Genomic DNA, 21,100 nt, shown 5'->3' with positions numbered 1-21,100 from the left:
AAAATCACGGGGTTAGGGGCGCGCCGCATGACTGGTCGAAAGGAACAAAGAGGCGCGGCGCTAACCCCGATGATTTTTCAGGTGAGGGGTGAGTGCCGCGATAGTGACCCCTCACCCGCAAAATCTAGCACTTAGCCTCGGATCGCATAGGCTCGGCCAATCTTGCACTCGGCTAAGTGCAAGATTTTGTGCCCTCTCCCTCAAGGGGAGAGGGAAACAGGACTTACATCCGCTCCGGAACTTCGATCCCGAGCAAATCCAGGACTTTGGTCAGAGTTTCCAGCGTCAGGCCGCAAAGGCCGAGGCGCGAGAGGCGCTTTTCCTCGTCATGCTCGCTCATGACGTGGTGTTCAGCGTAAAAGCGGCTGAAGGCCTGGGCGAGCGTGAACACATACTCGCAGAGGATGTTCGGGGCGCGCTTTTCCTCGGCGGCTTCCATCGCATCGGGAAGCGCCAGGATCTGCAACATCAGCGCGCGCTCTTCCGGCGAGCGGATCACCGGCGCGGTACCGATCAGCCCCTCTTCCGCCGCGCGGCGCAGGATCGAACGGATGCGCACCGCCGCGTACTGCAAATACGGGCCGGTCTTACCCTCGAATTTGGTGAAACGCTCGAGGTCGAAAATGTAGTCCGTCAGGCGGTAATTGGAGAGATCGGCGAATTTCAGCGCCGCCACGCCCACCTTCTGAGCGATGTCTTCTTTCTCGGCTTCGGGATAATCGGCACCGATGCCCGCTTCCGTAAGACGCTTCCTGGCCTCCTCGGTGGTCATGGCAATGAGATCGAACAGCTTCATCACCCCGCCCGCACGGGTCTTGAAGGGCTTGCCGTCGGCGCCGTTCATGGTGCCGAAACCGGCATGTTCCAGCTCGGCCTTGCCCGCGAGACCGGCCTTCTTGGCGGCGCGGAAAACCTGCTCGAAATGGCCGTGCTGGCGCTGATCGACCACATAGAGAATGAGGTTCGGGTCCAGCTCCTTCACGCGATCGACAATGGTCGCCAGATCGGTGGTGCCGTAGAGTACCGCGCCATCCGACTTCAAAAGGATCAGCGGCGGCATTTCTTTTTTGTCGCCGGGCTCGGCAACCTGCACGACGAGCGCGCCTTGGCTTTCTTCCGCAAGACCGCGCGCCTTCAAATCCTCGACCATCGGCGGGATGATGGGATCGACGCTGGCTTCGCCATTCCAAAGATCGAACTCGACGCCGAGGCTGGCATATTCGCGCTTGAGGCCCTTCTCGGACACCGCGAAGAAATGCTTCCACAGCGCGACATAACCGGGACGCCCGCCCTGCAATTCGGCGGTGGCTTTGCGGGCCAGTTCGAGCCGCGCTTCATCGGCTTTGCAGGCCGCTGACGCTGCCGGATAGAGGACCTCAAGATCATCCATGGTGACGGGCGATTCTTCCGGATAAGGGCCGGTGAAAGCCTCGTCGAAATAGATCGGCGCGATACCGCGCAAGGCCACTTCGGAGATCAGCTGGCCCATTTGCAGGCCCCAATCGCCGAGATGAACGTCGCCGACGACCTTCCAGCCATTGGCGCGGAACAGCCGTTTCAGACTGTCGCCGATGATCGCCGAACGCAGATGACCGACATGCATGGGCTTGGCGACATTCGGGCCGCCGTAATCGATCACCATCGTCTTGCCGATGCCGGTCTCCGGCGCACCCAGACGGGCATCCTTCGACATAGCGGCGGCGCGCGCATCGAGCGCGGTGTCGGTGAGATCGATATTGATGAAGCCGGGGCCTGCAATCTCGAGCTTGGCGAAGATCGAGGTCGCCTTCAGCTTATCAACCACCTTCTGCGCCAGCATGCGCGGATTTCCGCCGCCCTTCTTGGCAGCAGCCAGCGCACCATTGCATTGAAACTGGGAAAGATCGGGACGGTCGGAAGGTTTGACCAGGCCGAATTCCGCGGAAAGACCCTCATCAGCAAACGCGCGGCCCGCGATTGCCGAAAGCTCCCGGGAAAGCGAAGTCATGGCAGATATTGTCCCATCTTTTTGTTGTATTCGATTTGGGCTTGGGTGAGCTGAAAGCCCGTCAGCACGTGATATTCAAAGGAGCGTTTTTGCGGGGCGACCTTGATCACCACGCTGTCCATATATTCTTCGCCCGTGACGACAGCGGCACTCTGCGGGAAATCGAATTCCAGCCAGTGAACCTGCTTGTCGACGATATTGCCGTCCGTCGTCACCGCCACGTAGTACGGCGCCTTGAAATGCGCTGCCTCGCCACCCGGCGCCCGGGTCGCCTTATAGGCGATGCGCAGATTGACGTCGGTGGTGTTGTCCCGCTTGGAATAATCGCAGCGCGTCTTAATCCCGGTCATCTGCATCGTGTAGACGATATTGGAGGGGTCAGCCCCCTTGGCCGGGTCATAGACCGGGATCACCGAGGTGTTCGCCAGGATCTGGGCGTCGGGGCAGACATTCTGGTTGTCCGCGCGCACGTAATTGACCGCCTTCTGCCAAGTCTCACAGCCCGAGAGCGTGACCACAGCAAGGGCCGAAACGGTAAAGAGGCGAACAAGCTTCGTGCTTTTCATCGTTTGCTCGAAAAGGGTTGGGGCTCGAAAAAGGTGATGCCGCGGGCGTGTATACAGTGAGATTCCCTCCCGCGCGACCCATGTTTGCCGGCGGCGCGCCTTTCAGCAGCCCCACGCGACTTGCGGTTGATTGGCCGCAGGAAGGGCGGAACTCTACCCAACGCCGCCCGGCAAGCCAAGCGCTGCGGCCCGCGCTAAAGCCGCATCGGCCTTAGGTTTTGCCAATCGCGTCGCAAAAACCGCCGTTTTGGGGCCAGCCTGAAATATCTGTAACCGGCGGCATTTCATTAGCTGAGAGATGGTGAATCCATCACCACCCTAAACCGTCATGGCCGGGCTCCGACCCGGCCATCCATGCCGACGCGCACAACCTACCAAGGATTGGCAGGTTTCACCTTCATCTGGATGGCCGGGTCGGAGCCCGGCCATGACGGAGGTGGAATAGGTAACCAGCCCTCCAACACGGAAACACTTTCAACTCGCCGAACTCCCTGGCAAGGTATTGGGGATGGCTGTTTACACTGATGTCTCTTTTGAAGAACTCGAGAGTTTTCTCGCCGGATACGACATCGGCGCGCCCCTGACCTTTAAGGGGATCGCCGAGGGCGTGGAGAACTCGAACTATTTCCTCCAGACCACCAAAGGCGGCTTCATTCTCACGCTCTACGAGAAGCGGGTGAAGGTGGAAGACCTGCCCTTTTTCCTGGGGCTGTTGGAGCATCTTTCGGCCAATGGCATCGCCTGTCCTCTGCCTGTTCGAAGTCTCGAAGGGGCGCAATCCTCGCGCCTTTCGGGGCGGACGGCGGCGCTCTTTACCTTCTTGAACGGGCTCTCGCTTCGAAAGCCGGACGGCGCCCATTGCGCGGCGGCGGGTGCGGCGCTCGCGAAGCTGCACGAGGCCGGAAAAGGCTTCGCGTTAAAGCGCAAGAACGCCCTCAGCTATGATGGCTGGCGGGAACTGGTGGAGGCCTGCCTTCCCCGGGCCGATGAAGTCGAGCAAGGGCTCGGCGAGTTGATCCGCACCGCGCATGACGAAATCACCGCGAACTGGCCGGTGGGTCTGCCGCAAGGTGTGATCCATGCTGACCTCTTCCCCGACAACGTGCTTTTCATGAATGGCCAGGTCTCGGGGCTGATCGATTTCTATTTCGCCTGCAACGATGCGTATGCCTATGACCTTGCGGTGATGCTGAACGCCTGGTGTTTCGAGCCAGATGTCGCCTTCAACGTCACCAAATCCAAGAGCCTGATCGCGGCCTATTGCAAAGGGCGCGAACTCACCAAGGAAGAACGCGAAGCCCTGCCCATCCTGGCGCGCGGCGCGGCACTGCGCTTCCTCCTGACCCGGCTTTACGATTGGCTGAACCACGATCCCAACGCCCTCGTTCGGCCCAAAGACCCGCGCGAATATTCCCGCCGCTTGCGCTTTCATAAGAAGGTGCGCAGCAGCAGCGAATATGGTTTGTAGGCGCCATGCAAATCGAAATCTTCACGGACGGTGCCTGTACGGGCAATCCAGGCCCCGGCGGCTGGGCGGCAATCCTGCGCGCGGGCGAACATGAAAAGGAACTCTTCGGCGGCGAGAAGGCCACTACCAACAACCGCATGGAGTTGATGGCGGCGATCAAGGCGCTGGAGGCGGTGAAAAAGCCCTCAGAAATCACGCTTTATACGGACTCCCGCTATGTCATGGACGGGGTCACCAAGTGGATCATCAACTGGAAGAAAAACGGCTGGAAAACCGCCGATAAGAAGCCGGTGAAGAACGAAGATTTATGGCGCGCGCTCGATGCCGCCACCTTCCCCCACAAGATCACCTGGCGCTGGGTGAAAGGCCATGCCGGCCACCCCGAGAACGAACGCGTCGATGCCCTCGCCCGTGGCGCGGTGCCGTAAACACTTCATCCGTCATGGCCGGCCACCGAGCCGGCCATCCAGAAAACGGACATCGCCAAAAATGGATGGCCGGGTCGAGCCCGGCCATGACGTTTTAGGGAGCGTGCGGCGCTAGCCTCACACCTGCTTCAGCACATATTCCGCGGCAGAGACCTGGAAGGCGCCGGGTTCTTCGACGTTCAGTTTCTTTACCACGCCGTCTTCCACCACCATGGCAAAACGCTGGCAGCGCGAACCCATGCCGTATTTGGTGGCGTCCATCTCCAGGCCGAGTTCCTTGGTGAAATCGCCGTTACCATCGGCGAGCATCAGCACCTTGTCGCCCGCCCCCACCGAGTTGCCCCAAGCGCCCATCACAAAAGCGTCATTCACCGAGAGGCAGGCGATGGTGTCGACGCCCTTTTCGCGGAAGGCCTCGGCGTATTGAATGAAGCCCGGCAGATGCTTGGCTGAGCAGGTCGGGGTGAAGGCGCCCGGCAGGCCGAACAGCACCACTTTCTTGCCCCCGAAAAGCTCTTCGGTTTTGACCGCGCGCGGCGCCCCATCGCGCATCTCCATCAGTGTTGCCGACGGAATCTTGTCACCGGTTGCGATGGTCATAGTCACTCCTAATCTGATGATATTACGCGTCTGTTTAGAAGAGTTGTAACCTAACGCCGTGCACGGGTGAAGCCGCTGTGCTATCCTGAAAGGCATGACGCGTGCGATTTCTCCTGAACCGGCCGAGAATTTCCTGGAAGGCAAGCTCCTTATCGCGATGCCGGGCATGCCTGATCCCCGATTCGAGAAAAGCGTGATTTTCATTTGCGCCCATTCCGCTAAGGGCGCGATGGGGCTGATCGTCAATAAACCGATCGAGGGGCTGGCCTTTGGCGAGTTGATGGAGAAGTTCGAAATCCCGGTTTCGCCCGGTCTCGCCGCCATGCCGATCCTGTTTGGCGGGCCGGTGAATATGGGGCGCGGCTTTGTCCTGCACAGCGCCGATTACGGCACCGAGGAGGACACGCTCACCATCACCTCCGATATCGCCCTGACCGCCACCACAGATATCTTACAGGCGATTGCAGACGGCTCCGGCCCGTCAAAATCCCTGCTCGCGCTTGGCTATGCAGGCTGGAGCCCCGGCCAGATCGAAAACGAAATCCTCGCCAATGGCTGGATTCATTGCGACGCTGATCCCAAGCTGGTGTTCGAAACCGGCCATGAGGCGATTTGGGAAACCGCCATCGCCAAACTCGGCGCCGATATTTCCGGGTTTTCGGGCGAGGCGGGGCGGGCTTAAGCCCTACCCCACCGTGCTCGGCGACCGGAAGGTGCGGGCGATATAGGTCATCGCATCCTGGGCAGTGACGGCTTCCGAGAAGAGGAAGCCTTGCGCGTATTCGCAGCCCAATTCGGCGAGACGCGCGGCATCGGCCTCGGTCTCCACCCCTTCCACAATCACGCCGCGCTTCAGCTCGTGCACCATTTGCACCATCGAGGTGAGGACGACATCGCCATCCGTGTTGGCACCCGCAGACAGGAAGCTCTTGTCGATCTTCACGGTGTCAAAGGGCAGATCGGCAAGCTGCGACAGGCTCGATTGGCCGGTGCCGAAATCATCGATGGCGAGGCCCGCACCCAATTCCTTGATGCTGAGCGCAAGGCGCTTCACATCCTCATCGCTGGCGATAGAGGATTCGGTGATCTCGAGCCGCAAGGAGCCCGGTGCCACGCTGGCGCTCGAAAGCAGCTCCGACAAGCGGTTAATGAGACCCGCTTCGCGTAACTGACGGCGCGAGAGATTGACGCTGACGAATAACGGCTCAGGCAAAGGGAAATAGCGCTGCCAACCGGAAAGATCGGCCGCCGCGCGTTCGAGCGCCAATTGCCCAAGCGCCACGATAGTGCCGGTCTCCTCGCTATGGGCGATGAAATCGGCAGGCGCGACCAGCCCCTTGGCGGGATGGCGCCAGCGCAGAAGCGCCTCGAACCCGGCAACGCTGCGATCCGTCAGCCGCACGATGGGCTGATAGAAGACTTCGATCTCGCCGCGATCAAGCGCATTGCGCAATTCGGAATCCAGCGCCACCGTATCCTTCGGGGCGACGGCTTCCATTTCCGGCACATAAACACGCGAGCTGCCACCGCCTGCCCGCTTGGCTTCGAGCAGCGCAAGTTCTGCGTTCTTGATGAGATCGATGGAATCGCGCGCCTGTTTGCCAAGGGCGACACCGATGCTGGCTGGGGCGAAAACATTGCGGCCATCAATATGCAGCGCGCCTTCGCAGAGCTGCACCAGCGCGGAGCCGATCTGTTCGGGCTTTTCCGGAGTCTGGGGGAACAGCACCGCGAAGGAATCCCCGCCGACGCGGAAAATATCGGCAAAGCCATGGAAATGCGCGGTCAGGCGTTCGGCGACCTGCAACAGCACGGCATCGCCGCCCTCATCGCCAAGGCTCGCATGAATGGATTTGAAGCGGTCGATATCAAGCACCGCGAAGACCGCATTGCGCAGCATGGCGCCGAGACCGTCGAGCTCTTCCATCAGCGCGACGCGGTTGCCGAGCCCGGTCAAGGGATCGCGCACCGAACGGTCGATCATCTCGACCTCGGCTTCTTTGCGGGTGGTGACATCGGCGATGAGACCAAGGCAGCGCTCCGCGGCGGCGCCTTCCGGCCCCTTCATGGTGGCGCGCAGCTCGCACCAATAATAACGCCCCTCTTCGGAGAGGACGCGGAATTCGATACGGAAAGCCAGACCCGATTGGCGGCAGAACTCCGTGATCGCCTGCTCATAGACCGGACGGTCATCCTCATGAATGCGGTCCGCCCAGGTGGCGTGCGGCACGCGCCCCGGCTTCATGCCAAAGAGGCTGGCAGCTTCGGGCGACAGCACCGTTTCCTTGGCAAGGATATCGATCTCGAAAACGCCCTGGCGCGAAGCACCGATCGCTTCCAAAGCGGCACGCGTCGCGGCGCTCTGCACCGGCGCGGCTTTGGCAGGCTGCGGCGCAGGACGCGGGGCCGATGAATGGTGCCATGGAATGACCGAGATGCCCTCGCCCGCCGTGACGGCCAGCGCGAGAAGAATGGCACCTGCCGCCGCGAAGCCGCCCGCCAGATCAGGCACGATGGCCGTCGAGCCAAACGCGCCCAGCGCCAAAAAGGCGTTGGTGATCGAGACCATGGCGAAAAGTCCGGCCGCGGGCTGCACAATGCGGGCGGGCTTGGAGCCGCGCTTCTCACGGAAAATCATGTAGGCGAAGATCGCAGGGGGGATGAGAAGCAGCGCGACATCGGTAAGAAGAGTGGCGCCAGGAATGCCGACATAGGCAAGCGCGCCCAGCCCCATCACCACGTAAATCGCATGAGCCAGATATTTGGCATATTGGGGCCAGACTTCGCGCACCGGCACAGTGAGATCGATGAAGCGCAAGCCCGCCGCTAGCGCCAGCGCGCTGAACAGGGCCGTAAGGCCATAAGGTCCGCCGATGGTGGTCACGATCGAGCCGTCGAACAGGCCGATGGAGGAGAAGCGCGCCAGCAGCAGCGCCGTCAGCGAGGCAGCGGCCCAGCGCGGTGCCCAATGATGGGTCATCACCGCGAGGCCGAAACAGAACACCGCCGCCGCCCCAATCAGCCCCGCCACAGCCGCGATGAAGATCGCGGTATTGGTCTTATGCGAGGATGCGGCTTGATCAGTCCAGGCCAGGAGCGAGGGCTGTTCGGCGACTCCGGCGAGGCGCACCGCGACTTCGGCCTTGGCCGAGGCGGGCAGCGTCAGGACATAGCCTTTGCGGCCATAGGCGTTGGTGGGGTCCACCAGCACCCCCGGACTTGTGGACGCCACTTGCAGGATTTGCGGGCGCACAGCGCGCGGCAGAATAGTGAGGCTCGACGACGGAGGCTCGCCAGCCAGAAGCACGCGCTTCACCGTGCGGCTGGAAAGATTTACCGCATCGAACACATACCAGTTGCTGGGCTCTTTCTTGGCACTCGCCCCATTGGGCGAAAACGGTTTCAGATAAGGTTTGAGCTCAATCACCCGCGCATCGGTCGTTTCGGCGCCCAAATTAATCGGATTGGGATTGGCCGGCTGAGCATTGGCCGGTTGAGGCGCAGCGATGCCAGCCCCGGTCAGGCCAACTTCAGTCAGTAACGCGACGAGCACCGCAGCAGCGATGGCAAGAGCAAGCCGGATATTCACGGAAAAGCTATTCCTTGTTCTCGTTCTTGTGGGGGCGGAGCCCATGGGCGGCGCTACCCTAGCGGCGCCTCGTCCTCGAGCAAAGCGAATAGCACATGATCGCGCCATTCGCCGTTAATTTGCAGATACTTGCGGGCGAGCCCTTCGCGCAGGAAACCCGCCTTAGTTAGGAGATTCTGAGAGGCTTCGTTGATCGGCAGGCAGGCCGCCTCGATACGGTGCAGGCCAAGGGTCGTGAAGACGAACGGGATCAGCGCGCGAACCGCGTCGTACATGTAACCATGACGCGCAAAGCGCTCGCCGATCCAATAGCCCATGGCGCAGGATTGGGTCACCCCGCGGCGCACATTGGAGAGCGTACAGCCGCCCAAAAGCTGGCCATCCTCTGCTCGGAAGACAAAGAAGGCATAGGCGGTGTCGAGGCGGTTCTCTTTTTGATACCGGCGGATGCGGCGGCGAAAAGCGCCTTTGGTCAGCTCATCGCGCGCCCATGAGGGCTCCCAGGGCGTCAGAAACTCCCGGCTTTCGCCGCGAAGCTGCGCCCATGCCTTGTAATCAGCAATGCGTGGATAGCGTAAATATACTTCAGACCCACGTATCACCGGCTGCTGACCGCCGGGAAACGTCAGCCCGCGCATAAACGCCATTGGCCCTTGTTTCATTCCGCTGCGCGTACCGCTGGTTTGCCTCCGAACCTTCCAGCAAATATTCCATAGCGCTCCAGCTTGCCAGCGGGACCGACCGTCGCGACGGCAGGATTCGCCGTTTCCATCACATTTTGTGCGAAACGGCGCACCTGAGCGGTATCGATCGCTTCCAAATTCTCGGTCATTTCCTCAACCGTCAGGACCCGGTCATAGTTGAAGATGTGCCCGGCGATGAGTTCGGAGCGGGTGGCGGGCCGCTCCAGCCCCATCAGAAGGCTCGATTTGAGCTGGGCCTTGGCGCGGGCGACCTCGGCATCGCTGGCGGTTTCGGCAAGGCTTGCCATCTCGCCGGCCACGATAGCGCCGATCTCGGCGGCCTCGTTCTCACCGGTACCAGTATAGACGCCGAGAATGCCATCATCTTTGGCGGCTTGGGCAAAGGCATAGATCGAATAGCAAAGCCCCCGCTTCTCCCGCACCTCTTGGAAGAGGCGCGAGGACATGCCCCCGCCCAGCGCGGTCGCATAGACCTGGCTCAAGAGATAATCGGGATGCACGGTCGAGACGCCCGGAAAAGCGTAAGCGATATGGCACTGCTCAAGGTCACCGCCCTCATGCAGCTCTCCACCCATATAGTGCGAGGGCTCTGGCGGAGTGGCTGTGCCATTGGGAAGGGCCGCAAACTTTTCTTCGGCGAGCCTCACCAGCATATCGTGGTCCACCGCCCCCGAGCCGATCAAGACCATGCTGCCGGAGCGATAATTTGCAGCCATATAGGCCCTTAAATGCTGCTGTGCGAAGCCGGAGACTGTCTCTTCAGTGCCCAGAATCGGCCAGCCCATCGGCTGGTCGGGATAGGCCACGGCTTGCAGGTAATCGAAGATGATGTCGTCGGGCGTATCCTTGGCCTGTCCGATTTCCTGCAGCACCACCTGACGCTCGCGCTCGAGTTCTTCCTTCGCGAAGCCCGGCTCGGTGAGGATGTCGGCCAAGATATCCACAGCCAGCGGCACATCAGAGCGCAGTACGCGCGCATGAAACGCAGTTTGCTCTCTGCTGGTATAGGCATTGAGAAAGCCGCCGACCGCTTCGATCTCTTCTGCGATGCTGCGTGCCGTTCGACGTCGCGTGCCTTTGAAAGCCATATGCTCGAGCATGTGCGAGACGCCCATGATGGGCTTCGTTTCATGTCGTGCGCCTGCGCTCACCCACACGCCGACAGCGGCGGATTCGAGCTGGCTCATAGGATCGGTCGCTACGATCAACCCGTTGGAAAGTCGAGAGATTTTGACATTCATGATGGCCGGAGAATAGCCTCGATGAACCCCCTCACCAAGGCTTTTTCGGCCCTCATGACATGACATTTCTCTTCACCCTGAAGGGCCGCGGTAAGCCTCGGGGGAAGTTCTGGAATCCGGTTCGTGGCATGGTTAACGGCATCCGGGAACTTGGCCGGATGGGCCGTAGATAGGACAACAACCGGTACTTTCTCGCCGAAGTTGGCATCGTAAGCAGCAGCCAGCGCGACTGCGGTATGGGGGTCAATCAGGCGGCCGGTTTCGCGCTCGAAACGGGCGATGGTGGCAAGCGTCGCGGCATCGTCGGTGCGCTTGGCCTCGTAGCGCGTGCGCAGATCGGCGAGCACGGCAGGCGGCAACTCCAAACGGCTGTCTTTGACAAAGCGCGCCATGGCATCCCGCACAAAAGCGCTATCGCGGCCCGAGGCTTCGAACAGTGCGCGCTCGAAATTGGAGGCGACCTGAATATCCATCGAAGGGCTGAGCGTGGGCGAGGCCTTGCCCGAGGCATAGACGCCTTCGTTCAGCGCACGCGCCATGATGTCGTTGGAATTGGTGGCGACCACGAGCTTTTCGACCGCCAGCCCCATGCGCATCGCCGCTTCGCCCGCGAAGACATCGCCGAAATTGCCAGTGGGCACGACGAAAACCGGCGCCACGCCCAACTCCGCGGCAGCGGTAAAGTAATAGACCGCCTGCGCCGCGATGCGGGCGAAGTTGATCGAGTTCACCGCGGTGAGATTCACCGCCTCTGCGAAATCGGTTTCGGCGAAGAGCGCCTTCACGATGGCCTGGCCGTCATCGAAAGTACCTTCGATGGCGATGTTATGCACATTGGCGAAAGGCGCGGTCGTCATCTGGCGGCGCTGCACCTCACTGACCCGGCCTTTGGGGTGCAGCACGATGACCTCGATATTCTCGAGCCCGCCCAGCGCGGCAATCGCCGCAGACCCGGTATCGCCAGAGGTGGCAGCCAGCACCGTCGCCCTGCCCCCGCGGGCCTTCAACGCACGCGCAAAAAGGCGGCCCAGGATCTGCAACGCCACGTCCTTAAAGGCGAGCGTCGGGCCGTGATAGAGTTCCATCAGATAACGGCCGCGACCGATCTCGCTTAAAGGCGCGATGGCGGGGAAATCGAAGCTCGCATAAGCCGCCGCGATATCGGCGCGCAGCTCTTCGGGCGTGAAGCTGTCACCGATCAGCTTACCCAGCACCGCCTCGGCTACATCCGTGTAGGGCTTACCCTTGAAGGCGGCGATTTCGGCAGGCGTGAAGCTCGGCCAGGTCTCCGGCAGATAGAGACCGCCATCCGGCGCCAGCCCCGCGAGCAGCATGTCGGCGAAGGAGATGGCAGGCGATTGTCCACGGGTGGAGATGTAACGCATGGCTAGCTCAGCAAGATAATTTCAAAGCGGCGACATTCCGCGAAGGACTAAGAGCATGTTTTGCGCGGCACTACAAAACCCCATTGCAGAACCCCAGGGGAGCTTGGCCGAACTGACACAGATCGCAGGTAGGACACCCGGCTTGCCCTGCTCTTGGGCCCCCTAAAAGTGGAATGTGTTTATGCGCAAAGCCCTCGCCCTCAGCCTTCTGGTCGCATTTGGTGTCCAGGCCGAAGCGGCCAGCGCGTTAAAGGTGGAACGGGTTTTCGTGCTGATGCGCCATGGCGTGCGCGCGCCTATCGATGGCGAGGCCCCAGCGGGAACCCTCACCGCGCGGCCTCTGCCGCAATGGCCGGTCGCCGCCGAAGAACTTACCCCGCATGGCGCCAAGGCGGTGGCGGTTGAGGCCGAACTCGACCGCGCCTGGTTGAAAGGCGAAGGGCTGCTCAGTGGTGCTTGCCCGGCCCCAGGCGCGGTGCGCGTCTGGACCAACAGCGTTTCGCGCACCATTGCCACCGGCGAGGCCTATGCCGCCGCTTTCGCGCCGGGATGTGGGCTAAGCGTTGGGCATAAAGAATTGGGCGCCGCCGATCCTCTGTTCGAGCCGATGCGGGCACCGGACTCCACGTTCGATCCTGTGAAGGCGGTTGCCTCCATCAATGCCTACACCGGCGGGCTGGATGCGCTGGCGAAGCGCCATACCGCGCAAATCCGCGAACTCGACAAGCTCTTAGGCTGTGGCCGCGCAGAAGGCTGCTCGCCGCAGCCGCCTTCCGTGTTGCGGCCCTCTTCCGATGGCAAAGGCCTCGACGTGAATGGCGCGATCCGCACCACCTCCGGCACCGCGCAGGTGCTGGTGCTGCTCTATGCCGAAGGGCTGGCGGGTAAAGGCACCGAGTGGCCCGCGATCACACCAGCTGCGCTGAAATCGGTGGGCGCACTGCATGCGGCGCTGTTCGATATCTTTTCGCGACCGCCCTATATGGCGGCGCATCAGGCGGGCCCTGTTTCGCAAGCGCTGGAGAGCTTCATCACCAGCAACGACGCGCCTGTTTTCAATTTGCTGGTCGGCCACGACACCAATGTCACCGCGCTGGCAGGCTTGCTGGGGCTGAAACTCGCCTCGCCTGGATACGCCACCGGCGATGTCGCGCCCGGCGGTGCGCTCTGGATCGAGATGATCGCCAATAAGAAGGGCCAGCATTTCCTGCGCTTCTTCAATCGCACCCAGACCCCGCAGCAATTGCGCGATCTCAGCCGTCACGACACCCACACGCGATTGCTGATGCCAGGATGCGCCACCGGCCCCGACAGAAGCTGCCCGGTGGAAAGCTTTAAGCGCATCCTGGGCGAACACATCGCAGCGGGAAACTAGACTTCACACGCCTAAGCCGCTCCCCCAACGCAAATGTGCTTTTGAAGGCAGAGACCTCTTCGCTATCGTTTTCGAGGATCGAACGGATGAGTGGAGGTCTTTTTGCGCATTCGGCTGATGGTTGTCGCCCTTATCACTTTGGCCGCGCAGGCCTCGGCCGCGCCACAGACCTGGCTCCTCTCGGTCGATCGCTGGGGCAATAGTGAGCATAGCGCCCTGACGCTGGACATCGCCGGAAATACCGTTTCCGGCACACTCGACACCTGGCCGGTGAGCGGCAGCATTGCGGGCGATCACCTCCGCTTCACCGCCACCGACAGCCACAAAGTTCCCCATACCTTCGACGGGGTGGTGAAAGGCGACAGCCTGACCGGCACGGCTGATTATCCCGACACCAGCAATGTCGCGCGCGTTCGCCATAGCTTCAGCGCCCTGCGCCTCAGCATTCCCGAAGGCCCGCCGCGCCGCCTCAGCTATGCACCGCAGAGCTTTTCGAACAGTTTTACCGCGGATCTGCCGCCTGCCCTCGTCATACGGCCGGGCGATATCGTTTCGACGCACACCATCGATTCCGGCGGCATCGACGCCCAAGGCCATGTCGCCGCGCTTTATGGCAATCCGCAAACCGGACACTTTTATGTGGCGGGCGCGAAGGCAGGCGACGTCTTGGCGGTGCATATCCGTCGCCTGACGCTGAACCGCGATTATGCCGACAGCCTGGATGGTTTTAGCGGACGGGCCATGCCGGTGAGCCTCGCCTCCCAAGCAAAAGAGCTTGGCAAACGCGTGCGCTGGCAGCTTGATCGCAAGGCTGGCTTGGCACGTCTGGAAGATCCGCCCGCTGCGCTTAAGGACTATGCGGTGCCGGTCCGCCCCATGCTGGGCGGCATCGGTGTGGCCCCCGATTTCGGCTTCCCGCCGCAATCGGCAGGCGACAGCGGAAGATGGGGCGGCAATATGGATTTCAACGCCATCGGGGAAGGCGCCACGGTGTACTTCCCCGTCTTTCAGCCCGGCGCCATGCTGTTTCTCGGCGATGGGCACGCCTTGCAAGGCGATGGTGAAACCACGCAATGGGCCTTGGAGACTTCGCTGGATGTGGAGTTCAGCGTCGAGATTTTGCCTGCCCGCCCCCTCGCGAGCCCGCGCATTGAAACGGCGGATCAGCTGAGCGTGCTCGGCCAAGCACCATCACTGGACGATGCGGCCCGCGCGGCCACAGCCGCCATGGTGCAATGGCTGGGACAGGATTACGGCCTCAGCGTTTCAGAAGCCTCGCTCGTGTTGGGAGTGGCGGCGGAATATCATGTGGCGACACTGGCCGGACGCAACGCAGGTATCTCGCTCAGCCTCAGCCGCGCCCGCCTGCCCAAAGCGAAGAAGGGCTGAGGCGCGGCGGCCTCATCCGCCCACCAACGCCTTCCGGAAAGCCTTGTCGCGTTTCAGGCGCCATTCGCGGCTCATGGCGTCGTGGCGGCTGGTGAAGCGTTCGGCATAGAGCAGGAACCAGACGCGGCCGCGGGTGGATTTGGCGCCGGTGCCGGCGTTGTGCCGGGCAAGGCGCTGTTCCAGATCGGTGGTCCAGCCGACATAGGTGCGGCGAAGGCCGCGATGCTCGCTGCCCAGCACATAGACATACCCGACAAAAGCCGCCATGCGCCCGCCCTGCTTGGCCGGTTATTTCTTCGGAACGTCCACCGCCGCTTCCACCGCCACCTTGTCCAGCCATTTGGGGACATAAGCGACCGGGGTGTTGCGCAAGCGCTCGATCAGCGTGACGGCATCCTTTTCCACCACCAGCGTATCGCGATGGGTGGCTTTCAAGAAACGCTCGGCGACGACATGATCCATGAAAGAGGCAAGCTGGTCATAGAAGCCCGCCGCATTGAGCAGCCCCACCGGCTTGGGATGAATGCCAAGCTGCGCCCAGGTCCAGGCCTCGAACAATTCTTCCAGTGTGCCGATACCGCCCGGCAGCGCGATGAAGGCATCCGACAGCTCAGCCATCTTGGCTTTGCGCGCATGCATGTCCGGCACGATGTGCAGCGCCGAAAGGCCGGTGTGCGAGAGGCCATGGCCATCAAGCTGTTCGGTGATGACACCAATCGCCTCGCCACCTTTTGCCAAGGCAGCATCCGCGGCGACACCCATCAGGCCGATATTGCCACCGCCATAAACAAGCCCGATGCCCGCTTCGGCCAAGGCTTCTCCCAAAGCATGAGCGGCATCACGATATTCGGCGCGCGCGCCAACACTGGAACCGGCATAGATGCAGATACGCAAGGTCATATCCCCTCTTCTTGGGCCAGAGAGGTAGAGGCCAGGACGGTAGGGGTCAACTAGCGAAAGCGCAGACGCCCCTTGGAAATATGCAGGGCGATGTAAACACCAACCAGCGCGAGCGCGAGCCCGTACCAAGTGAGCGCATATTCCAGATGGCGGTTGGGGAAATTCACCACGCTATGGCCGCCCTTAGGCCAGCCACCGGGATTGGGAGACGCGTCGGCCTCTACCAGCACGGGCGCGACCAGTTTCGTACCTGCAGCCATGGCTGTGACATCGCGCGAGAACCACAGGCGCTTGGCAAGATCGGGCTTGGGCGTGAAGAGCCCGGGCGGATCGGGATAACGCCAAAGGCCTGTCGCGTGAACCTCGCCCGTCACCTGCCCCGCTTGGCGGCGCGCCGGATCGCGCATCTGAAGGGTCACAATTCCGCGATCCACCAGAAGCGTGCCCGTTTTGGTGCGAAGCGGCGTGATGACATGCAGCACCGGAGCGCCGTCGGCCGTGCCATAGACATACGCCTCTTTACCGTGATCGAAGCTGCCGGAGACGGTCACACGGCGGTATTCGGCGGCTTTGCCCAGCCGCAGCGCCTCAGCCAAAGTTAAGGGTGGCGCGGTGAGATTGCGGTTCACCTGCGCAATGAGAGCTTCCTTCCAGGCCAGCCGCTGCATTTGCCAATGACCGAGCCCAACCAATGCGGCGAGCATCACAAGGCTGGCGAGGCTGAAAAGCGGCAGCGGACGAAATTGCATGGCTAGACCTTTGCGACCGTCGCAATTGGCGCGAGAATAGAGGTCACGGCAATCTTGCTCCAGAGGGGACAGCCATGCCGAATAGCCTTAAAACCTTTCTTCTCGTCTGCGCCGCCATCGCCGCCTGGCTGATGTTTACCGCCGCGCAGACCATCTATTTTCCGGTGCCGCACCCGCCGATTACGCCGCAAAATGCCGGGGTCGACGATCTGTTGCGCGAGGGTGAGATCACCAGCGCCTTGATCGGGATCATCATCGCGCTGGTGCTGTTCAACCTCGCCACGCTGATCGTTTTCGCCAAACAAGGCTGGCTCCGCTTCATTTTGGCGGCTTTGGTGATCACCCGCTATGTCTGGCCCGCAGTGGTCACGCTGCATAATTCCTATGACCGCTTCACCGGGAATTGGGCCCGCTATGTCAACGGCTATTGGTCGAACCCAGCCGATTTCCTCTGGCTCGCGATCTGGCTGGTGGTGATCATTCTCCCCTTCCTGCCCGATACGCGAACCTGGTTCTGGAAGAGAGGGTAGAACCGCCACCACGCTTGTCATCCCGGACGCGCCTCGACGATTTTTCCGTTTGGTATTCAGGCGCGATCCGGGACCCACTTTGAAATCTGTGTTGGCGTTGGAGTGGGTCCCGGCTCTGCGCGCGCCTCCGCACCTTGTGCTTCGGAGCGCTTGGCGGGGATGACAGGTTTGTTTGTTACCCCGCCGTCGTCAGGCCTTGGCCGAAGACGTAGATGCTGGTGAAAAGGAACAGCCACACCACATCGACGAAATGCCAATACCACGCGGCAGCCTCGAAACCGAAGTGACGGGTCGGTGTGAAATGGCCGAGGATCGCACGCCAGAGGCAGACGGCGAGGAAGATCGTGCCGATGATCACATGCGCGCCGTGAAAGCCGGTCGCCATGAAAAAGGTCGAGCCATAAATTGCTGAAAGATTGCCCTGCCCCGCCGCAAGATTGGCATGGGCGGGATCGGTGAAGGGCTGCAGGGCCGCGCCGTTGAAGCCGAAAGTGAACGGCGCATGGGCATATTCATAGGCCTGAATGCCGGTGAAGCTGAGGCCGAGGAGAACCGTCAGCACCAAGCCTTGGATCGCACCGGAGCGGTCGCCATTCTGGATCGCGTGATGCGCCCAAGTCACCGTGGTACCGCTGGTGAGCAGGATCACCGTGTTGATCAGCGGAAAATGCCAGGGATCGAGCGTGACGATGCCTTGCGGCGGCCAGGCATTCAGCGCCGCATCATGGGGAAACAGGCTGAAATTGAAATAGGCCCAGAACCAGGCGACGAAGAACATCACCTCGGAGGCGATGAAGAGCACCATGCCATAGCGCATGCCGAGCTTGACCACGGGCGTATGCTCGCGCCGCACCACGCTTTCGATGACGACATCGCGCCACCAGCCTGCCATCGTATAAAGCACCATCGCCACACCGATGGCGAAGATCCAGGGAATGCCCGCCAGAACGCCGAAGCCCTGATAGGCTTTGTTCATCCAGAACACGGCGCCCAAGAGCATGACAAAAGCGCCCAGCGAGCCCACTAGCGGCCAGGGGCTCGGTTCGACCAGATGGTAATCGTGCTTGACGTGGCCTTGCGCCATCGCAGGTCCCTTTAGGGGTGAATGCGGATCATGGTCATGACATAGAAGAGCAGCACCAGGGCCCCCAGCGCAACCGCTATGGCTAGATTGCGGCGCTTCTTTTCGCGCTCGGCGGAAGCTTGCTCCGGCGTAACTTTTTTAGATCCAGGCATGGAGCGGCGCCAAACCGATGAAATGTTCCGCGATCAAACTGGCGAAAAGCGAAAAGAGATAGAAGATTGTCACGGCGAAGAGCTTCTTGGCCGCGGGCTCCTCCTTTTCGTTACGCTCGCGGAAGACCGCAACCGTCCGCACCAGCAAGAGCGCACCCAGCACAGAGGCACAGGCGAGATAGATAAAGCTCGTCATGCCGAGTGCGACAGGGGCAAGGCCCAGCGGCACCAGCAGAGCCGCGTAAATGAGGATATGCCAGCGCGTGGAGCGCTTGCCCTGCACCACCGGCAGCATCGGGATATGGGCGCGGACATAATCCTCGCTGCGGAAGAGCGCCAGCGCCCAGAAATGCGGCGGGGTCCACATGAAGATGATGGCGACGAGCAGCAGCGGTTCGAGCGACAGCGAGCCCGTCACCGCGGCCCAGCCGATCGCGGGCGGCATCGCCCCCGACAATCCGCCGATGACGATATTCTGCGGCGTGCGGCGCTTGAGGCCGAGTGTATAGACGATGACATAAAAGAAGATCGTGAAGGCGAGCAGCGCGGCGGCCAGCGCATTCACGAAGAGCAGCATCAGCGCCACTGAGCCGACCGAGAGGCTCCAGCCGAATCCCAAAGCATCACCCCGGCTGATCACCCCGCGCGGGATGGGACGATTGCGCGTCCGCGTCATCAGCCGGTCGATGTCCTGGTCATAGGCCATATTGAGCGCGCCGGAGGCCCCTGCCCCGATAGCGATGCAGAGGATGGCGCAAAAGGCCGTCATGGGATGCACCGGGCCGGGGGCAACGATCAGCCCCGCAAGCCCGGTGAAGATGACAAGCGACATCACCCGCGGCTTCAAAAGCGCGAAGAAATCTTCGACCCGAGCAACCGGGCGGGTGATATCAGCGGCTGTCAATCTTTCCGTGCCTCCTTCAGCGCACGGGCGGCGGCCCGGCGTTTGGCGCGGCGTTGTGCCTTGGCGCGCGCGGCTTTGTCGAGTTCCTTTTGCAAGGCCTCGGCCGCCTTTTTCTTGGCGGCGACAGCGGCGGGGGTGGCCTTTTTCTTTTTCTTGACCGTCTTTTTCTTTTTCGTCAGCACGCGGGTCTCGGCCAGCTTGGCGGGGTGCAGCCCGATATAGGTAGAATCCGCAAGCTTAGCTTCGGCGCGGTCATCAGCCTCCGTCGTCAGCCCGTCGAGGGCGACGCGCGAAGAATGGCGAAGCGCTCTTTTGGTGCGCGTCTTTGTGGCTGAAATGCCTGAGCGGGTACCAGCCTTGCCACGGCCTTGAACGATGCGGGTCTTGTGTGTGCTCACTGTGATCACCCTGAGTGCATGTTAACGAAGCAAATCATACTCAGGTTATCTTGGGCAGTTCGTTAAAGGTGTGGAAGGGGGGTGGCGAAGAAACTGTCCATTCTAGGGTGGTCGCCGACGGTCCCCAGGGATTATCGCCCGCCTTGCGGCGCCGAATGAAGGCTTCCACCACCACGGCCAGGAACACAAGTACAGCCGCACCGGCGATAAAGGCGCCGATGGAGGACATATAATTCCAGCCCGCGAAGCCGTCTGGATAATCGGCATAGCGGCGCGGCATTCCGGCCAATCCTAGGAAATGCATCGGCATGAAGGTGATGTTCACGCCAATGAAGGTTAGCCAGAAGTGAATCTTAGCCAGAGTTTCGTTGTAGAGATAGCCGGTGAACTTCGGGAACCAGAAATAAAATCCCGCGAAGATGGCAAAGACCGCGCCGAGGCTGAGCACGTAATGAAAGTGCGCCACGACGTAATAGGTATCCTGCAGCACCACATCGACGCCCGCATTGGCGAGCACAACGCCCGTCACCCCGCCAATCGTGAAGAGCATGATGAAGGCGACGGCAAAAAGCATCGGCACGCGGAACTCGATGGAGCCGCCCCACATGGTGGCGATCCAGGAGAACACTTTCACACCGGTCGGCACCGCGATCACCATGGTGGCGAAAACGAAATAGGCCTTGGTGTCGACCGACAGACCCACCGTATACATATGATGGGCCCAGACCAGAAAGCCGATGAAGCCGATGGCGACCATCGCATAGGCCATGCCGAGATAGCCGAAGACCGGCTTTTTCGAGAAGGTCGAGACGATGTGGCTGACCATGCCGAAGCCCGGCAGGATCAGGATGTAGACTTCCGGGTGGCCGAAGAACCAGAAGAGATGCTGGTAAAGGATGGGGTCGCCCCCGCCTGCCGGGTTGAAGAAGCTGGTGCCAAAATGGCGGTCGGTCAGCAGCATGGTGATCGCACCGGCCAGCACCGGCAGCGATAAGAGCAGCAGGAAGGCCGTCACCAGCACGCTCCAGACAAAGAGCGGCATCTTGTGCAGCGTCATACCGGGCGCGCGCATGTTGAGAATAGTGGTGATGAAATTGATCGCGCCCAATATCGAGGAAATGCCCGCGATGTGCAGCGCAAAGATGACGAAATCCATCGCCGGCCCCGGCGTGCCGGTAGAGGATAGCGGGGCATACATGGTCCAGCCGCCGCCAAAGCCGGTGCCGCCGGAATCGCCCTCCACAAACATCGAGGCAATGAGCAGCAGGAACGAGAACGGCAACAGCCAGAAAGAAATGTTGTTGAGGCGCGGGAATGCCATGTCCGGCGCGCCGATCATCAAGGGCACCAGCCAATTGCCGAAGCCGCCGATCATCGCGGGCATGATCATGAAGAAAATCATGATGACGCCATGGCCGGTGACCAGCACGTTATACATGTGCGGGTTATGGAAATACTGAAGCCCCGGCTCCATCAGCTCGGCACGCATCAGCATGGAGAGCACGCCGCCGACGATCCCGGCGAAGACCGCAAACCACAGATACATCGTGCCGATGTCCTTGTGGTTGGTGGAATAGACGAAACGCCGCCAGCCATGGGGATGGATGTCGTGGACATGAACTTCCGGTGCGGGCGCTAGTTCAGCCATGAA

The 21,100-nt window shown here is 61.3% G+C and carries 21 protein-coding genes; 6 read left to right on the top strand and 15 right to left on the bottom strand.

The annotated features are described in order from the left end of the window. Nucleotides 1-223: 223 nt before the first annotated feature. Together argS and FHS83_RS13465 are read right to left on the bottom strand one after the other, a co-directional pair. Nucleotides 224-1,987, bottom strand: coding sequence for an arginine--tRNA ligase (argS, locus tag FHS83_RS13470; RefSeq protein WP_167083464.1), 1,764 nt, complete (start codon nt 1,985-1,987; stop codon nt 224-226). After that, nucleotides 1,984-2,553 (bottom strand): hypothetical protein, encoded by a 570-nt coding sequence (locus FHS83_RS13465; RefSeq protein WP_167083463.1) that lies wholly within the window; start codon nt 2,551-2,553, stop codon nt 1,984-1,986. The genes argS and FHS83_RS13465 overlap by 4 nt, the downstream gene beginning before the upstream one ends. A 508-nt stretch (nt 2,554-3,061) precedes the next feature. Here FHS83_RS13465 and thrB point away from each other — a divergent pair. Together thrB and rnhA are read left to right on the top strand one after the other, a co-directional pair. Then, nucleotides 3,062-4,021 carry a homoserine kinase gene (thrB, locus tag FHS83_RS13460; RefSeq protein WP_167083462.1) on the top strand — a complete coding sequence of 320 codons (960 nt, stop codon included), beginning with the start codon at nt 3,062-3,064 and terminating at the stop codon, nt 4,019-4,021. A 5-nt stretch (nt 4,022-4,026) separates the two neighbouring features. Then, the gene (gene rnhA / locus FHS83_RS13455; RefSeq protein ID WP_167083461.1) at nt 4,027-4,449 is read left to right on the top strand and encodes a ribonuclease HI; all 423 of its coding nucleotides are present in this window, start codon (nt 4,027-4,029) and stop codon (nt 4,447-4,449) included. 117 nt (nt 4,450-4,566) lie between these two features. On the opposite strand, the gene FHS83_RS13450 is transcribed toward rnhA, so the two are convergent. Beyond that, nucleotides 4,567-5,049 (bottom strand): peroxiredoxin, encoded by a 483-nt coding sequence (locus FHS83_RS13450; protein WP_167083460.1) that lies wholly within the window; start codon nt 5,047-5,049, stop codon nt 4,567-4,569. A gap of 94 nt (nt 5,050-5,143) precedes the next feature. On the opposite strand from FHS83_RS13450, the gene FHS83_RS13445 reads away from it, so the two are divergent. Beyond that, complete coding sequence (locus FHS83_RS13445) at nt 5,144-5,731, top strand: YqgE/AlgH family protein (RefSeq protein ID WP_167083459.1); 588 nt, start codon at nt 5,144-5,146, stop codon at nt 5,729-5,731. Between the two features lie 3 nt (nt 5,732-5,734). Here FHS83_RS13445 and FHS83_RS19805 read toward each other — a convergent pair whose 3' ends face one another. The 4 genes from FHS83_RS19805 to thrC are packed head-to-tail and all read right to left on the bottom strand — an operon-like array spanning nt 5,735 to nt 11,968. Further along, entirely contained in the window at nt 5,735-8,638 is a 2,904-nt protein-coding gene (locus FHS83_RS19805; RefSeq protein ID WP_167083458.1) for an EAL domain-containing protein, read from the bottom strand. A 53-nt stretch (nt 8,639-8,691) separates the two neighbouring features. Then, complete coding sequence (locus FHS83_RS13435) at nt 8,692-9,285, bottom strand: GNAT family N-acetyltransferase (protein WP_167083457.1); 594 nt, start codon at nt 9,283-9,285, stop codon at nt 8,692-8,694. Nucleotides 9,286-9,296: 11 nt separating this feature from the next. After that, nucleotides 9,297-10,583 carry a M16 family metallopeptidase gene (locus FHS83_RS13430; protein WP_167083456.1) on the bottom strand — a complete coding sequence of 429 codons (1,287 nt, stop codon included), beginning with the start codon at nt 10,581-10,583 and terminating at the stop codon, nt 9,297-9,299. Further along, complete coding sequence (thrC, locus tag FHS83_RS13425) at nt 10,580-11,968, bottom strand: threonine synthase (RefSeq protein WP_167083455.1); 1,389 nt, start codon at nt 11,966-11,968, stop codon at nt 10,580-10,582. Before thrC ends, FHS83_RS13430 begins: the two co-directional genes overlap by 4 nt. A gap of 181 nt (nt 11,969-12,149) precedes the next feature. Here thrC and FHS83_RS13420 point away from each other — a divergent pair, with 181 nt between their 5' ends. Both FHS83_RS13420 and FHS83_RS13415 read left to right on the top strand, forming a co-directional pair. Next, nucleotides 12,150-13,343 (top strand): histidine-type phosphatase, encoded by a 1,194-nt coding sequence (locus FHS83_RS13420; RefSeq protein ID WP_167083454.1) that lies wholly within the window; start codon nt 12,150-12,152, stop codon nt 13,341-13,343. Nucleotides 13,344-13,460: 117 nt separating this feature from the next. Further along, nucleotides 13,461-14,732 carry an acetamidase/formamidase family protein gene (locus tag FHS83_RS13415; protein WP_167085487.1) on the top strand — a complete coding sequence of 424 codons (1,272 nt, stop codon included), beginning with the start codon at nt 13,461-13,463 and terminating at the stop codon, nt 14,730-14,732. Between the two features lie 12 nt (nt 14,733-14,744). On the opposite strand, the gene FHS83_RS13410 is transcribed toward FHS83_RS13415, so the two are convergent. From FHS83_RS13410 to FHS83_RS13400, 3 genes are read right to left on the bottom strand one after another with little or no spacing between them, the layout of a single operon-like run. Beyond that, nucleotides 14,745-14,999: a GIY-YIG nuclease family protein gene (locus tag FHS83_RS13410; RefSeq protein WP_167083453.1), complete on the bottom strand. Its 255-nt coding sequence runs from the start codon at nt 14,997-14,999 to the stop codon at nt 14,745-14,747. Between the two features lie 21 nt (nt 15,000-15,020). Beyond that, complete coding sequence (locus FHS83_RS13405) at nt 15,021-15,632, bottom strand: LOG family protein (RefSeq protein ID WP_167083452.1); 612 nt, start codon at nt 15,630-15,632, stop codon at nt 15,021-15,023. Nucleotides 15,633-15,682: 50 nt separating this feature from the next. Continuing rightward, nucleotides 15,683-16,381 (bottom strand): SURF1 family protein, encoded by a 699-nt coding sequence (locus tag FHS83_RS13400; RefSeq protein WP_167083451.1) that lies wholly within the window; start codon nt 16,379-16,381, stop codon nt 15,683-15,685. Between the two features lie 74 nt (nt 16,382-16,455). Here FHS83_RS13400 and FHS83_RS13395 point away from each other — a divergent pair, with 74 nt between their 5' ends. Next, nucleotides 16,456-16,911 carry a solute carrier organic anion transporter gene (locus FHS83_RS13395; RefSeq protein ID WP_167083450.1) on the top strand — a complete coding sequence of 152 codons (456 nt, stop codon included), beginning with the start codon at nt 16,456-16,458 and terminating at the stop codon, nt 16,909-16,911. Nucleotides 16,912-17,086: 175 nt separating this feature from the next. Here the strand turns inward: FHS83_RS13395 and FHS83_RS13390 are convergent, their stop codons facing one another. From FHS83_RS13390 to ctaD, 5 genes are read right to left on the bottom strand one after another with little or no spacing between them, the layout of a single operon-like run. Then, nucleotides 17,087-17,995, bottom strand: coding sequence for a cytochrome c oxidase subunit 3 (locus FHS83_RS13390; protein ID WP_167085484.1), 909 nt, complete (start codon nt 17,993-17,995; stop codon nt 17,087-17,089). Between the two features lie 11 nt (nt 17,996-18,006). Next, on the bottom strand, nt 18,007-18,147 hold the full coding sequence (locus FHS83_RS13385) for a hypothetical protein (RefSeq protein ID WP_167079625.1): 141 nt from the start codon (nt 18,145-18,147) through the stop codon (nt 18,007-18,009). Then, a complete protein-coding gene (gene cyoE / locus FHS83_RS13380) occupies nt 18,134-19,051 on the bottom strand; it encodes a heme o synthase (protein ID WP_167083449.1) in 918 nt (305 codons plus the stop codon). The genes FHS83_RS13385 and cyoE overlap by 14 nt, the downstream gene beginning before the upstream one ends. Continuing rightward, the gene (locus tag FHS83_RS13375; protein WP_167083448.1) at nt 19,048-19,449 is read right to left on the bottom strand and encodes a hypothetical protein; all 402 of its coding nucleotides are present in this window, start codon (nt 19,447-19,449) and stop codon (nt 19,048-19,050) included. Before FHS83_RS13375 ends, cyoE begins: the two co-directional genes overlap by 4 nt. Nucleotides 19,450-19,489: 40 nt before the next feature. After that, a complete protein-coding gene (gene ctaD, locus FHS83_RS13370; RefSeq protein ID WP_167083447.1) occupies nt 19,490-21,097 on the bottom strand; it encodes a cytochrome c oxidase subunit I in 1,608 nt (535 codons plus the stop codon). Between the last annotated feature and the right edge of the window lie 3 nt (nt 21,098-21,100).

Source organism: Rhizomicrobium palustre (assembly GCF_011761565.1).
Taxonomy (GTDB): domain Bacteria; phylum Pseudomonadota; class Alphaproteobacteria; order Micropepsales; family Micropepsaceae; genus Rhizomicrobium; species Rhizomicrobium palustre.
Note: the sequence above shows the minus strand (reverse complement) of the source record. Positions and strands in the feature narration are given on the sequence as shown.

Excerpts from the sequence above, each read along its gene's own strand:
- argS (WP_167083464.1), bottom strand. The coding sequence starts at position 1,987 with ATGACTTCGCTTTCCCGGGAGCTTTCGGCAATCGCGGGCCGCGCGTTT.
- FHS83_RS13465 (WP_167083463.1), bottom strand. The coding sequence starts at position 2,553 with ATGAAAAGCACGAAGCTTGTTCGCCTCTTTACCGTTTCGGCCCTTGCT.
- thrB (WP_167083462.1), top strand. The coding sequence starts at position 3,062 with ATGGCTGTTTACACTGATGTCTCTTTTGAAGAACTCGAGAGTTTTCTC.
- rnhA (WP_167083461.1), top strand. The coding sequence starts at position 4,027 with ATGCAAATCGAAATCTTCACGGACGGTGCCTGTACGGGCAATCCAGGC.
- FHS83_RS13450 (WP_167083460.1), bottom strand. The coding sequence starts at position 5,049 with ATGACCATCGCAACCGGTGACAAGATTCCGTCGGCAACACTGATGGAG.
- FHS83_RS13445 (WP_167083459.1), top strand. The coding sequence starts at position 5,144 with ATGACGCGTGCGATTTCTCCTGAACCGGCCGAGAATTTCCTGGAAGGC.
- FHS83_RS13435 (WP_167083457.1), bottom strand. The coding sequence starts at position 9,285 with ATGGCGTTTATGCGCGGGCTGACGTTTCCCGGCGGTCAGCAGCCGGTG.
- FHS83_RS13430 (WP_167083456.1), bottom strand. The coding sequence starts at position 10,583 with ATGAATGTCAAAATCTCTCGACTTTCCAACGGGTTGATCGTAGCGACC.
- thrC (WP_167083455.1), bottom strand. The coding sequence starts at position 11,968 with ATGCGTTACATCTCCACCCGTGGACAATCGCCTGCCATCTCCTTCGCC.
- FHS83_RS13420 (WP_167083454.1), top strand. The coding sequence starts at position 12,150 with ATGCGCAAAGCCCTCGCCCTCAGCCTTCTGGTCGCATTTGGTGTCCAG.
- FHS83_RS13415 (WP_167085487.1), top strand. The coding sequence starts at position 13,461 with ATGGTTGTCGCCCTTATCACTTTGGCCGCGCAGGCCTCGGCCGCGCCA.
- FHS83_RS13410 (WP_167083453.1), bottom strand. The coding sequence starts at position 14,999 with ATGGCGGCTTTTGTCGGGTATGTCTATGTGCTGGGCAGCGAGCATCGC.
- FHS83_RS13405 (WP_167083452.1), bottom strand. The coding sequence starts at position 15,632 with ATGACCTTGCGTATCTGCATCTATGCCGGTTCCAGTGTTGGCGCGCGC.
- FHS83_RS13400 (WP_167083451.1), bottom strand. The coding sequence starts at position 16,381 with ATGCAATTTCGTCCGCTGCCGCTTTTCAGCCTCGCCAGCCTTGTGATG.
- FHS83_RS13395 (WP_167083450.1), top strand. The coding sequence starts at position 16,456 with ATGCCGAATAGCCTTAAAACCTTTCTTCTCGTCTGCGCCGCCATCGCC.
- FHS83_RS13390 (WP_167085484.1), bottom strand. The coding sequence starts at position 17,995 with ATGGCGCAAGGCCACGTCAAGCACGATTACCATCTGGTCGAACCGAGC.
- FHS83_RS13385 (WP_167079625.1), bottom strand. The coding sequence starts at position 18,147 with ATGCCTGGATCTAAAAAAGTTACGCCGGAGCAAGCTTCCGCCGAGCGC.
- ctaD (WP_167083447.1), bottom strand. The coding sequence starts at position 21,097 with ATGGCTGAACTAGCGCCCGCACCGGAAGTTCATGTCCACGACATCCAT.